Origin of the sequence: Phenylobacterium sp. (genome assembly GCF_036677185.1) — a bacterium.
GTDB lineage: Bacteria > Pseudomonadota > Alphaproteobacteria > Caulobacterales > Caulobacteraceae > Phenylobacterium.
The window spans coordinates 24,743-37,615 of sequence record NZ_JAKFEN010000021.1 but is presented as its reverse complement, the minus strand read 5'-3'; the positions used below and the strand labels follow the sequence as shown (position 1 = coordinate 37,615).

Below are 12,873 nucleotides of genomic sequence, written 5' to 3'. Positions count from 1 at the left end.
GCCCTAGGTCTTGGGTCCATCGCGGAACCGCCATTTCAAGGCCAGGATGACCGCCGACAGGGTCAGGCACACCGCATTGGCGCCGGCCACCGGCCAGCTGCGGGTGAGGACGCCATAGGCGGTCCACAGGATGAAGCCGGTCACCGTGACCACATACATCCGCAGCGACACCGAGCTGGCGTCGCGCTCGCGCCACATCTTGGCGATCTGCGGGGTGAAGCTGGCCATCGAGCAGACGGCGGCGGCGGTTCCGATCAGGTCGGGGGTGGAGAGGCTCATACCTGCTCAAACGGCCCCGCATGGCCCAGGTTGCGCGCATGAAAAGGGGCGCGGAGGGGGAGATCCGCGCCCCTTTTTTGTCGGGCCGACGCCGTCAGCGCGGCTTGTAGATCTTGTCGAACACGCCGCCGTCGGCGAAGTGGACCGCCTGGGCCTTCTTCCAGCCGCCGAAGCTGTCGTCGATGGTGACGAGCGGGATCTTCGGGAATTTGGAGGCGTATTTCGCCGCCGCCTCGGCGCCGCGCGGCCGGTAGTGGTTCTTGCCGATCAAGTCCTGGGCGATGGGGCTGTAGAGGAAGTTCAGATAGCCCTCGGCGACGGTGCGGGTCTTCTTGCGGTCGACCACCTTGTCGACCAGCGCCACCGGCGGTTCGGCCAGGATGGACAGCGATGGGATGACGATGTCGACCTTGCCCGGCCCCAGCTCCTCGATGGCCAGGTGCGCCTCGTTCTCCCAGGACAGCAGCACGTCGCCGATGCCCCGCTGGACGAAGGTGGTGGTGGCGCCGCGGGCGCCGGTGTCGAGCACGGGCACGTGCTTGAACAGCTCCTCGACAAAGGCCTGCGGATTGCGGCCGTTCTTCTGGGCCCAGGCCCAGGCGGCCAGGTAGTTCCACCGCGCTCCACCCGAGGTTTTCGGATTGGGAGTGACGACGTCGATGCCCGGCTTGATCAAATCGCTCCAGTCCCTGATCTTCCAGGGATTACCCTTGCGGACCAGGAACACGATGGTCGAGGTGTAGGGCGTGGAGTTGTTGGGCAGGCGCGACTGCCAGTTGGCCGGCAACAGCTTGGCCTTCTGGGCGATCTCGTCGATGTCGTAGGCGAGCGCGAGGGTCACCACATCGGCCTGCAGGCCGTCGATCACCGAGCGCGCCTGCTTGCCCGAGCCGCCATGGCTCTGGTTGATCTCCAGGTCCTGGCCGACCTTGTCCTTCCAGTACTTGGCGTAGGCGACGTTGATGTCCTTGTAGAGCTCGCGGGTCGGGTCGTAGCTGACATTCAGCAGGGTGACGGGCTTGGCCTTGCCCTGGGCGTTCGCGGCGCTCGCCAGCAGCGCCGGTCCGGCGGCGGTCGCCGCCACCGCGCCCGCGACCACGCTGCGGCGGGAGGGGAGCTTCAAGTCATGAGTCATCGAGCGAGATCCTTGTTCTGAGGCTCGGCGTGAAAGGTCGGGGCGACTGGGGGCGGCGCCGGGCGCCGCCCGTCGTCAGAACGCGTACTGGGTGCGCAGCGAGTAGATCGTCAGATCCTGACCGACCTGGGACCCCGCTGGAGGCGTGGAGCCCGTCACGAAGGCCGTCCCGCCGGGCGACAGGCGATCGACCGAGACGTCCTGATAGGCCGCCTGGAAGCGCAGCACGTTGTTGACGTACCAGTTGAGACCCAGGGTGAAGATCTCCTGTTCGCCGCCGCGGATCGCCCCCGCCACGGCGGCCGTGCCGGGGGCTCCCGCGAGGTAGTTCAGGTCCAGTTTCGAATAACGCAGACCAAGCTCCCAGGCTCCCCAGCCACCGGTCTTCAGGTCGAACGGTTTCGCCGGGCGAGGCGCGTCGAAGGTGGCGTTGCTGTAGCGGCGCGCCTCGCCGGTGAGGGTCCAGCCCGCCTGGGCGTACCAGCCGGCGAAGTCGGGGTCGCCGAGCGCGCCCTTCCGGTCCACGTCGATGTCGAAGTATTCCGACTGGAGGTAGAAATTCTTCCACTGAGCGCCGAACTCCGCGCCGATGGCGGTCAGGCCGTCGGCGTCGATATTGCCGGTGTCGACCAGGCGCGCGCCGTCGACGCGGATTTCCGGGCGGTCGCGCAGCCGGATCGCGGTGACCGCGGTTCCGGCCACGTCGGGCCCGCTGGCGGCCGGATTGATCACGATCGAGGTGTTGACCCCCAGGTGGATCAGGCTGTCGTCGCGACGGAAGGGCACGAAGGAGAGGCGGCCGACGAAGGCCGTCTGCTCGTCGAAGGTCTGGACTCCGATGATGTTGCCGGTGATGGCCGCGGTGGCCGCCCAGTTGTCGCCATTGGCCAGGAAGGCCACCGCCGTGCGGCCGTCGCCCGAGGCGATGCCGCGCACCAGTTCGGAGGGCGAGGCGCGCTCGGCGAACAGCGAGCCGTTGGTGGAGACCGCCTCCTCGAGCCCGCCGGGCGGGGAGAAGGCGCCGATGCGGATCTTGGCGTTGGCGAAGGGCAGGCCGCCATACTGCACCCAGGCGGCGCTGATCTTGCCGGCCTCTTCGTTCCCGGAGCCGCCGAAATCGTAGAGGAAGTTGTACTCGAAATCGCCGAAGGCCTTGCCCTCGATGCCGATTCGCGCGCGGCGGAAGTTGGCGCCGTCGTTCAGGTCGCGGGCGCGGTCGTTCTCGACGGCGTCTCCAAACGAGCCGCGGCGGAAATCCGTGCCCAGCGGGCCCGGCGCGCGCTGGTCGTAGTGGGCGGCGTCGAGTTGGAACACCCCGCGGAACGAGGCGGTGAACCGGCCGTCGGAGGTGGCGATGGTCGGACGGCCGTTGGCCAGCGACACCGTGGTCGTGGTCGCGTCGCTGCGCACCGCCGCGATGTTGTTGGTCGTCGACTGTTTCAGGTCGGCGATCTGGCCCTGCAGCAAGGCCAATTGCTCCTCCAGCGCCCTGATGCGCGCATCGGTCGCTTCGTCAGCGGCGGCCATGGCCGGCCAGGTGAGCGCGGCGGCCGCGACCCCCGCGATAAGCTTGGTCTTCCACGCCATGGCTCTAGCCCCCTCGGCTTGTTGGAGTTTTCTCGAAACTCGATTGGATACAGACCCGATAATTCCTATCGGGAAAATAGAGATAGATTTGAAACGCCCGCAGATTTCCTGACAAGCCGGTCTCGCGATCGTCATCCGCTTGGGTCGGTGTCATCGCGGTGACATAAGCTTGAGGCCAGGTCGGAGTTTGCTCCACGGGAGATTCGCTTGGCGCTGTTGTCGCCATCTTGGACGCCGGAGAAGCTGGTCAGATACGCGCCGTTGTGGCCGGTTCTGACCGCTGGCCTGGCCGGAATCCTCGGCGTCGTCGGACTGGCGATGGCCAGTGGGGCCGATCCGCGGCTGACCGCCTGGATGGTGCTGCTCGTCGCCGGCGCCACCGGCTTGGTGGCCTGGCATGTGGCCGAGCAGGTCCGCGCCATGGCCCCGGCGGCCGAGGCCGCCACCCGCCCGGCGCATGAGGACGCGCCGCCCTATGCGAGCCTCATCAACGCCTTGCCGGACCCGGTGCTGGTTATCGCCGCGCATGAACCCGATGACCTCACGGGTCGGCGTTTCGTCTTGGTTAACGCCGCTGCACGCGAGACCTTCAGGATACAATATGACGCAGGCCTGCTGGTCACCGCGATCCGCGACCCGGAGGTGCTTGAGGCGGTCGACGAGGCCCTGTTCGGCGGTCTGACCGCCGAGGCCGTCTACGAGATGCGCGGCGCCCAGGAGCGGGTCCTGCGGGCCATAGCCAAGCCGTTGGGGGTGGCGCCGGACGGGGCCAGGCTCGCTCTGCTGGTGCTGCGCGACGAGACCGACATCCGCCGCTCGGAGCGGATGCGGGCCGATTTCCTGGCCAACGCCAGCCATGAACTGCGGACCCCGCTCGCCTCGCTGTCGGGCTTCATCGAGACCCTGCGCGGCCATGCGCGCGCCGACGAGGGCGCGCGCGAGAAGTTCCTCGGCATCATGCAGGCCCAGGCCGAGCGCATGGCGCGGCTGATTGACGACCTGCTGTCCCTCAGCCGTATCGAGCTCAACGAACATATCGCGCCCGAAGGCGAGGCCGACCTCACCGCGGCGGTGATGGACGTGGTGGACGGGGTGGGGCCGCTGGCGCGCGAGCGGAACGTCAAGCTTGTCACGGACCTGCCCTGCCGGGGCGAGGCGATGGTCGCCGGCGACCGCGATCAGATCATCCAGGTGGTCCAGAATCTGGTCGACAACGCGATCAAGTACACACCGGCCGGCGCCACGGTGCGGATTTCCCTGCGCGCGGGCCTGTCGGCGGAGGCCGCGGCGGCGGCGCGCAACCCCTCCGCCTCCCGTATGTCGCTGCTCACCCCCGATCATGGGCCCGACATCTACGCCGCGCTGCAGGTGACCGATTCCGGAGTCGGCCTGGCGCGCGAGACCCTGCCGCGGCTCACAGAGCGCTTCTACAGGGTGGAAGGACAGAAGAGCGGCGAGCGCCAGGGCACCGGCCTGGGCCTGGCCATCGTCAAGCACATCATGAACCGCCATCGCGGCGGACTGGTCGTGGAAAGCGTGCAGGGGGAGGGGGCGACGTTCACCGCCTATTTCCCGATGCAGCGCGGCGCGCGCGGCGACGCCCGCCTGACGACCGAGGGCGCTGTTACAAAACTGTCTTGAATCCGTCGTACAGCGACAGCAATCCCCAGGCAGTTTCCGGCCGCGTGGACGGGGGATGGCTCCCGCGCGGACTCAGTGGCTGGGACTTCCGATGCTCACCTGGCTCGCCCTGGCGGCGCTGACCCTCTTCTCGATCGCCGCCTATATGGCCGCGCGGCGCCGCGCCGTGGCGACGGCCGGCGGCAAGACGGCGGGCCTGCATTCGCTTCCCGGCTACCACGGCGCCTACGCGGCCCTGTGGGCGGGCGTTCCCGCCGCCCTGCTGGTGCTGATGATCGCCATGTTCGGCGGACGGTTGGAGGCGGGCCTGCTGCGCCTCGACGCTCCGACCGCCGTCCAGGCCCTGACCGCGCCGCAGCAGGACATCTTCTATGACGACGCCCGCGCCCTGGCCCGCGGCGGCCAGCCCAGCGAGACCCCCTATGCCGGCGACCTGAAGACGGCCCTGGACACAAAGATCGCCCGTTCCAGCCAGCTCCAGCGGATGATCGACTACGGGGCCCTGTCCCTGGCGGCGGTCCTGGCGCTGGCCGGCGTCGCCCTGGCCTATCCGAGGATCGGCGTCCAGTTCCGCGCCCGCAACCGGGTCGAGGGCTGGATCGCGGCCGTGTTTATCGTCTGCTCGGTCACCGCCGTGCTCACCACGGTGGGCATCGTGGCCTCCCTGGTCTGGGAGAGCTGGCGCTTTTTCCAGGCCGTCCCCCCGCTCCAGTTCCTGTTCGGAACGGAATGGGATCCGCAAATCGCCATGCGCACGGACCAGTACGCCACGTCCGGCGCGTTCGGCGCGGTGCCGCTGTTCGTCGGCACCTTCCTGATCATGATCATCGCCATGGCGGTGGCGGCCCCCATCGGCCTCTTTTCGGCGATCTATCTTTCCGAATACGCCAGTCCCTGGACGCGCTCGGTGGTCAAGCCGATGCTCGAGATCCTCGCGGGCGTGCCGACGGTGGTCTACGGCTTCTTCGCCGCCCTGACGGTGGGACCGCTGTTCCGCGGCTTCTTCAATTGGATCGGCGGCATGCTGGTCGGCGGCCCGATGGACGGGCTCGGCCTCTACCTGATGCAGGTCCAGAACCAGATGGCCCTGGTCGCCGGCGCGGTGATGGGCATCATGCTGATCCCCTTCGTCTCCTCGCTGTCGGACGACATCATCAACGCGGTGCCGCAGTCCCTGCGCGACGGCAGCCTGGCCATGGGCGCAACACGCTCAGAGACGGTCAAGAAGGTGGTGCTGCCCGCCGCCCTGCCCGGGATCATGGCGGCCCTGCTGCTGGCGGTCTCGCGGGCCGTGGGCGAGACCATGATCGTCACCATGGCCGCCGGCCTGCAGGCCAAGACCACGCTCAATCCGCTCGACACGGTCACCACGGTCACCGTGCAGATCGTCACCCTGCTGACCGGGGACCAGGAGTTCGACAGTCCCAAGACCCTGGCGGCCTTCGGCCTGGGGCTGACGCTCTTCGTCGTGACCCTGATGCTCAACATCGTGGCCCTGCGCATCGTGCAGAAATATCGGGAACAGTATGACTGACGCGACCCTCCCGACCGCCGCGGCGACCGACCTGCGCCGGCTCGTCGAAGCCCGCCTGAAGCGACGCCACGCCCAGGAGAGGCGGTTCCGCCTCTATGGCCGCATCGCCATCATCGTGGCCTTGTCGTTCCTGGCTGTGTTGCTCGCCCGGATCGTCCACCAGGGCTACACGACCTTCATCGACAACCAGATCGCCGTCTCGGTCTATCTGGACCCGGCCAAGATCGACCGGACCGACATCGGCGGCGCCAATTACGACCAGATGGTCGCCGAATCCTTGCTGACCAAGCTTGGCGAGACCGACGACGAGTACGGCGAGAAATCCGGCAAGATCCTCGAGATCATGTCCAACGACCTGGGCTTCCAGCTCCTGAAGCAGGTCCGCGCCGACCCCTCGGTCATCGGCAAGCGGGTGACCGTCACCGGTCCCGTGAAGTCGGACGCCAGCCTCTACTACAAGGGCGAGATCAAGCGCTCGACGCCGCAGGACAGCCGCAAGCTGGACGACCAGCAGCTCGATTGGTTGGACAAGTTGAAGGCGGCCGGCGCGATCAAGTCGGGCTTCAATTTCGGCTTCCTGACCCGCTCGGACTCCACCGAGCCGGAACAGGCCGGGGTTCTTGGCGCCATCGTCGGGTCGCTGATGATGCTGTTCGTCACCGCCTTCCTGGCCGTGCCCATCGGGGTGCTGGCGGCGACCTACCTGGAAGAGTTCGCGCCGAAGAACCGCTGGACCGACATCATCGAGGTCAACATCAACAACCTCGCCGCGGTGCCCTCCATCGTCTACGGCCTGCTGGGCCTGGCGGTGTTCATCAACTGGCTGGCCGTGCCGCGCTCTTCGCCCCTGGTCGGCGGGCTGGTTCTGGCCCTGATGGCTCTGCCGACCGTGATCATCGCCACGCGCTCCGCGCTGAAGGCCGTGCCGCCCTCGATCCGCGAAGCGGCGCTGGGCGTGGGCGCCTCGCGCACCCAGACCGTCTTCCACCACGTCCTGCCGCTGGCCATGCCAGGCGTCATGACCGGCGCCATCCTCTCCCTGGCCCACGCGCTGGGCGAAACCGCGCCGCTGCTGATGATCGGCATGGTCTCCTTCGTGCCCGGCGTGCCCGAAAGTCTCACGGGCTCGGCCACCGTCCTGCCCGTCCAGGTGTTCATCTGGGAGACCGCGTCCGAGCGCGGTTTCCATGAACGCACGGCCGCGGCGATCATTGTCCTTCTGGTGTTCATGATCGTCATGAACCTCACCGCCATTCTCGTGAGGCGCCGCTTCGAGCGGCGGTGGTAGCGCCATGAACCCATCTTCGAGGTCCCCGATGCCCAGTCAGCGCGATGACGTCGCCGCCCATGCCGAAGCGCCCGTGCATATCGCCGTGGACCGCGTCCACGCCGCCGCCCCAGTCGGCGAGATCAAGATCCGCGCCCGCGACGTCAATGTCTTCTATGGCGAGAAGCAGGCCCTGTTCGACGTCGGGCTCGACGTGCCGGAAAGGGCCGTCACCGCCCTGATCGGCCCATCGGGCTGCGGGAAATCCACCTTCCTGCGCTCGATCAACCGGATGAACGACACCATCCCGGGCTGCAAGGTGAAGGGCCGGATCGAGCTGGACGGCGAAGACATCAACGACAGATCCATCGATCCGGTGGTGCTGCGCGCCCGCGTGGGCATGGTGTTCCAGAAGCCCAACCCGTTCCCCAAGACCATCTTCGAGAACGTCGCCTACGGCCCGCGCATCCACGGCACCGCCAGCGGCAAGGCCGAACTGGAGGCCATCGTCGAGAGCTCGCTGAAGCGCGCCGGCCTTTGGGCGGAGGTGGCCGACCGGCTGCACCAGCCCGGCACTGGCCTCTCCGGAGGTCAGCAGCAGCGTCTGGTTATCGCCCGCGCCATCGCCGTCTCGCCCGAGGTGATCCTGATGGACGAGCCCTGCTCGGCGCTGGACCCCATCGCCACGGCCCGGATCGAGGAACTGATCGACGAACTGCGCAACCAGTACTGCATCGTCATCGTCACCCACTCCATGGCCCAGGCCGCGCGGGTCTCGCAGAAGACCGCCTTCTTCCACCTGGGCAAGCTGGTGGAGGCCGGTCCGACCGGCGAGATCTTCACCAACCCCCGGGACAACCGCACCCAGGACTACATCACCGGCCGGTTCGGCTAGAGGGCGTCATGAACGAGCACATCGTCAAATCCTACGAAGACGAGCTGAACACCCTCACGGCCGAGTGCGCCCGCATGGGCGGCCTCTGCGAGGCTCAGGTCAGCGACGCCATCGACGCGGTGGTCAAGCGCGACCAGGCCGCCGCCGAGCTGGTGGTCGGGCGCGACGAGCGGCTGGACGTGCTGGAGGCCGATATCGAGCGAAAGGCCATCCGCCTGATCGCCCTGCGCCAGCCCATGGCCAACGATCTGCGCAAGACGGTGGCGGCGATGAAGATCGCCTCCAACCTGGAGCGCTGCGGCGACCTGGCCAAGAACATCGCCAAGCGCACCCTGGTGCTGACCGAGGCCGAGCCGATCACCCCGCTGACCCGATCCATCGAGCGCATGGGCAAGCTGGTCCTGGGCCGCCTGAAGGACGTGCTGGACGCCTATACGGGCTCCGACCTCGACCGGGCGCTCGCCGTCTGGACGCGGGACGACGAGGTGGACGAGCACTACAACAGCCTGTTCCGCGAGCTGCTGACCTACATGATGGGCGATCCGCGCACGATCACCGCCTGCGCCCACCTGCTGTTCGTGGCCAAGAACCTTGAGCGGATCGGTGACCACGCCACCAACATCGCCGAGATCATCCATTACGAGATCACCGGCGAGGAGATGATCTCCGCCGACCGGCCCAAGACCGACGCCCTGCGCGTCTAGGAGGCTTAGTTGACGCCGCATATCCTGGTGGTCGAGGACGAAGACGCCCTCTCGACCCTGCTGCAGTACAATCTCGACAAGGAAGGCTACGAGGTCGCCGTCGCCGCCGACGGCGAAGAGGCCCTGACCCTGGTCTCCGAGCGCCTGCCCGACATCATCGTCCTGGACTGGATGCTGCCGAAGGTCTCGGGCATCGAGGTCTGCCGCCGCCTGCGCCAGCGCCCGGAAAGCCGCAACGTGCCGATCATCATGCTGACGGCCCGGGGCGAGGAGAGCGACCGGATCCGCGGCCTGGACACCGGCGCCGACGATTACATCGTCAAGCCCTTCGCCATGAGTGAGCTGTCGGCCCGCATCCGTGCGGTGCTGCGCCGCATCCGGCCGGGCCTGGCAGAGGACCGCGTCCATATCGGCGACCTGGTCATCGACCGCGTCGCCCACCGGGTGAAGCGGGCCGGCAAGGAAATCCACCTGGGCCCCACCGAGTTCCGTCTGCTGGACTATCTGATGCAGCACCCCGGCCGAGTGTTCTCCCGCGAACAGCTGCTGGACGCGGTCTGGGGCTCGGACGTCTATGTCGAGGCCCGCACGGTGGATGTCCATGTGGGGCGCCTGCGCAAGGCGCTGAACCGCGAGGAAGCCGCTGATCCGATCCGCACGGTGCGCTCAGCGGGCTATTCCCTGGATATGGACGCGTAGCGCCTCTTTTCCCTCCCCTTTATGGGGAGGGCAGACCGCTTAGCGGTCGAGGGTGGGGCTTGCTGAAGCTTCCGCGCAGGCTGCCGGACTTCCCCACCCTGGTCGCTTCGCGACCGGTCCCTCCCCATAAAGAGGAGGGATGAAGGCGTGAACAATGTTACGTTTCGGCCCACCCATCAGGGAGGGCCGGATGCTGAAGCTGGACCACGTGGTGTTTCCCGTCCGCGACGCGGGCAAGAGCCTCGCCTTCTACCGCGACATCCTGGAGCTGCCGCTGGTCGACGCCCATGAGGGCGACGACTGGGGCTCCTATCCCTGGCTGATGATGATCTTCGCCCTGCCGGACGGCGGCGAGATCGTGCTGGTCGAGCTGAGGGACGCGCCGCGGCCCAGGTACAAGGACCTGCCCAAGGACGTGCGCCACTACGCCATGGCCGAGGGCTCGATCGCCGACCTGGTCAGGTGGCGCAAGAAGCTGCGCGCGGCCGATGTGCGCTATTGGGAAGAGGACCACGGCGCCCAGCAGTCGATCTATTTCGAGGATCCGGACGGCGTCGTCCTGGAAATCACCGCGCCGCCCAGCCAGCCCGGAGAGGCGGCCTCCGCGCGCGCCGCGCGCGCGGTCCAGCGGTGGCTCGGCGCCCAGCCCCAGGCTTGACCGGCGCGCTCCTGCGCGCCAAAGCGGCCCCATGAACATCCTCCTCGTCGGCTCGGGCGGGCGCGAACATGCCCTGGCCTGGAAGATCGCGGCGTCGCCGCTCACCAGCCGCCTGGTCATGGCGCCGGGCAATCCGGGCATGGCCGCGCTGGGCGAACTTCGCGCGATCAAGCCGACGGACGTTCCGGCCCTGGTCGACCTGGCCCGCGAGATCGCCGCCGACCTGGTGGTCATCGGTCCGGAGGTCACCGTGGAGGCGGGCCTCGCGGACGCGCTCAACCAGGCCGCCATCCCCTGTTTCGGCCCCGTGGCCCAGGCCGGCCAACTGGAGAGCTCCAAGGCCTTCACCAAGGCCTTCACCGATCGCCACGGCCTGCCGACCTCGGCCTATGCGGTCTGCGACACCGCCGACCAGGCCAAGGCGGCCCTGGCCGGCTTCCAGCCGCCCTATGTGATCAAGGCCGACGGCCTGGCGGCGGGCAAGGGCGTGGTGATCGCCGAGGATCTCGCCACCGCCCACGCCGCTATCGATGACGCCCTGGGCGGTCGGTTCGGCGCGGCCGGCGCGCGGGTGGTGATCGAGGAGTTCCTGCAGGGTGAGATCGGCTCGCTGTTCGCGCTCTGCGACGGCAAGGACTCCATCGTGTTCGGCGAGGCCCAGGATCACAAGCGCGCCTATGACGGCGAACTGGGCCCCAATACCGGCGGCATGGGCACCTATTCTCCAGCCCCGGTCTTCACGCCAGAGCTGATCGAGCAGACCCGCGTCCGGCTGGCCGAGCGGGCCTTCGCCGGGATCGCCGCGGAAGGCGCGCCGTACAAGGGGGTGCTGTTCGTCGAGCTGATGGCCACCGCCGATGGCCCCAAGCTGGTGGAGTTCAACACCCGGTTCGGCGATCCGGAATGCCAGGTGCTGATGCTGCGCCTGGAGAGCGACCTGGTCCCCTACCTGCGGGCCTGCGCCAATGGGACCCTCGCCACCTTGCCGGAGCCCAAATGGCGCGACGAGGCGGCGATCTGCGTGGTCCTGGCCGCCGACGGCTATCCCGACAGCCCGCTGGGCGGCTCGATCATCCGGGGGGCCGAACAGGACTTCGGCGAGCATGTCGTGGTCTTCCATGCCGGCACGTCGCGCGATCCCGACGGAACCCTGCGCGCGGCGGGCGGGCGGGTGCTCAATGTCTGCGCCCGCGGCGCGACCCTGCAGGAGGCCCGCGACAGGGCCTATGCCGCCATCGACCGGATCGACTGGCCGGGCGGCTTCCACCGCACCGACATCGGCTGGCGGGCGCTGGGGGCGCGGTAGTTGACCTGACGCCTTGCCCCGGTGCGGGGCAGGTCGATATGGTGGTTCAAACAAGCGTACGAACGATCAGGGGAGCGTCATGGCCGACACCGCGGAGCAGGAGCGCGAGGCGCTCAACAGCGGCACCAAGCCCGTGGCCGAGAGCCATCGGTTCGACGAGGCCGCCTTGCTCGGCTGGATGCAGGCCAATGTCGAAGGCTTCCAGGGTCCGCTGGAGGTGCGCCAGTTCAAGGGCGGCCAGTCCAACCCGACCTATCAGCTCATCACGCCGACCAAGAAGTACGTCATGCGGCGCAAGCCGCCGGGCAAGCTGCTGCCCTCGGCCCACGCGGTCGACCGGGAATACAAGGTGATCACCGCCCTCTATCCCACCGGCTTCCCGGTGGCGAAGTCCTACGGCCTTTGCACCGACGACAGCGTGGTCGGCACCTGGTTCTACGTCATGGACATGGTGGAGGGCCGGATCCTCTGGGATCAGCAACTCCCGCAGTACGAACCGGCCGAGCGGCACGCCATCTACATGGCCAAGATCAACACCCTCGCCGACCTGCACAACACCGACTACGAGGCTATCGGTCTCGGCGACTACGGCAAGCCCGGCAACTACATGGGCCGGCAGGTCGACCGCTGGACCAAGCAGTACAAGGCCTCGGAGACCGAGCACCTCGAGGACATGGAAAAGCTCATCGAGTGGCTGCCCAAGTCGCTCCCGGCGCAAGAGCGGACCAGCATCGTCCATGGCGATTACCGTCTCGACAACATGGTGATCCATCCCACCGAGGCCCGCGTCATCGCCGTGCTCGACTGGGAGCTGGGCACGCTGGGCGAGCCCCTGGCCGACTTCACCTATCTGCTGATGAACTGGGTGAACGGTACGATCGCCACCCTGCCGGACCTGAAGGCTCACGGCATCCCGACCCTCGACGAGGCCGTCGCCGCCTATTGCGAACGCACCAACCGGACCGGCCTGCACGATCTCGACTGGTTCTTCGCCTACAACATGTTCCGCCTGGCCGGGATCTGCCAGGGGATCGTCGGTCGGGTTCGCGACGGCACAGCCAACAGCCCGCAGGCGACCGCCATGGCCGCCCGTGTGCCGCTGCTGGCCGAGTCGGCCTGGAAATACGCCCAGAAAGCAGGGGCTTGAGGCGAAGGCGGGAACCGTCCA

The 12,873-nt window shown here is 67.9% G+C and carries 12 protein-coding genes; 9 read left to right on the top strand and 3 right to left on the bottom strand.

Translation table 11 applies throughout. The annotated features are described in order from the left end of the window. Positions 1–3: 3 nt before the first annotated feature. The 3 genes from V6M51_RS12195 to V6M51_RS12185 form a co-directional block, all read right to left on the bottom strand. Complete coding sequence (locus V6M51_RS12195; protein WP_332767505.1) at positions 4–279, bottom strand: SemiSWEET family sugar transporter; 276 nt, start codon at positions 277–279, stop codon at positions 4–6. A gap of 94 nt (positions 280–373) precedes the next feature. Beyond that, complete coding sequence (locus V6M51_RS12190) at positions 374–1,414, bottom strand: sulfate ABC transporter substrate-binding protein (RefSeq protein WP_332767503.1); 1,041 nt, start codon at positions 1,412–1,414, stop codon at positions 374–376. A 75-nt stretch (positions 1,415–1,489) separates the two neighbouring features. Next, positions 1,490–3,001: an OprO/OprP family phosphate-selective porin gene (locus V6M51_RS12185; RefSeq protein WP_332767502.1), complete on the bottom strand. Its 1,512-nt coding sequence runs from the start codon at positions 2,999–3,001 to the stop codon at positions 1,490–1,492. 216 nt (positions 3,002–3,217) lie between these two features. Here V6M51_RS12185 and V6M51_RS12180 point away from each other — a divergent pair, with 216 nt between their 5' ends. The 9 genes from V6M51_RS12180 to V6M51_RS12140 all read left to right on the top strand — a co-directional run bounded on the left by V6M51_RS12180 (position 3,218) and on the right by V6M51_RS12140 (position 12,852). After that, on the top strand, positions 3,218–4,642 hold the full coding sequence (locus V6M51_RS12180) for an ATP-binding protein (protein ID WP_442957858.1): 1,425 nt from the start codon (positions 3,218–3,220) through the stop codon (positions 4,640–4,642). A 91-nt stretch (positions 4,643–4,733) separates the two neighbouring features. Beyond that, positions 4,734–6,176, top strand: coding sequence for a phosphate ABC transporter permease subunit PstC (gene pstC / locus V6M51_RS12175; protein WP_332767500.1), 1,443 nt, complete (start codon positions 4,734–4,736; stop codon positions 6,174–6,176). Further along, the gene (gene pstA / locus V6M51_RS12170) at positions 6,169–7,464 is read left to right on the top strand and encodes a phosphate ABC transporter permease PstA (protein ID WP_332767498.1); all 1,296 of its coding nucleotides are present in this window, start codon (positions 6,169–6,171) and stop codon (positions 7,462–7,464) included. The genes pstC and pstA overlap by 8 nt, the downstream gene beginning before the upstream one ends. Before the next feature lie 28 nt (positions 7,465–7,492). Continuing rightward, the gene (gene pstB / locus V6M51_RS12165; protein ID WP_332767496.1) at positions 7,493–8,338 is read left to right on the top strand and encodes a phosphate ABC transporter ATP-binding protein PstB; all 846 of its coding nucleotides are present in this window, start codon (positions 7,493–7,495) and stop codon (positions 8,336–8,338) included. A gap of 8 nt (positions 8,339–8,346) precedes the next feature. Further along, positions 8,347–9,042, top strand: coding sequence for a phosphate signaling complex protein PhoU (phoU, locus tag V6M51_RS12160; protein WP_305677511.1), 696 nt, complete (start codon positions 8,347–8,349; stop codon positions 9,040–9,042). Positions 9,043–9,051: 9 nt separating this feature from the next. Further along, positions 9,052–9,741 (top strand): phosphate regulon transcriptional regulator PhoB, encoded by a 690-nt coding sequence (phoB, locus tag V6M51_RS12155; protein WP_305677512.1) that lies wholly within the window; start codon positions 9,052–9,054, stop codon positions 9,739–9,741. Positions 9,742–9,931: 190 nt separating this feature from the next. Beyond that, a complete protein-coding gene (locus V6M51_RS12150) occupies positions 9,932–10,399 on the top strand; it encodes a VOC family protein (RefSeq protein ID WP_332767495.1) in 468 nt (155 codons plus the stop codon). 31 nt (positions 10,400–10,430) lie between these two features. Continuing rightward, on the top strand, positions 10,431–11,705 hold the full coding sequence (gene purD / locus V6M51_RS12145; protein WP_332767494.1) for a phosphoribosylamine--glycine ligase: 1,275 nt from the start codon (positions 10,431–10,433) through the stop codon (positions 11,703–11,705). Between the two features lie 79 nt (positions 11,706–11,784). Next, complete coding sequence (locus V6M51_RS12140; RefSeq protein ID WP_332767492.1) at positions 11,785–12,852, top strand: phosphotransferase; 1,068 nt, start codon at positions 11,785–11,787, stop codon at positions 12,850–12,852. Positions 12,853–12,873: the final 21 nt, after the last annotated feature.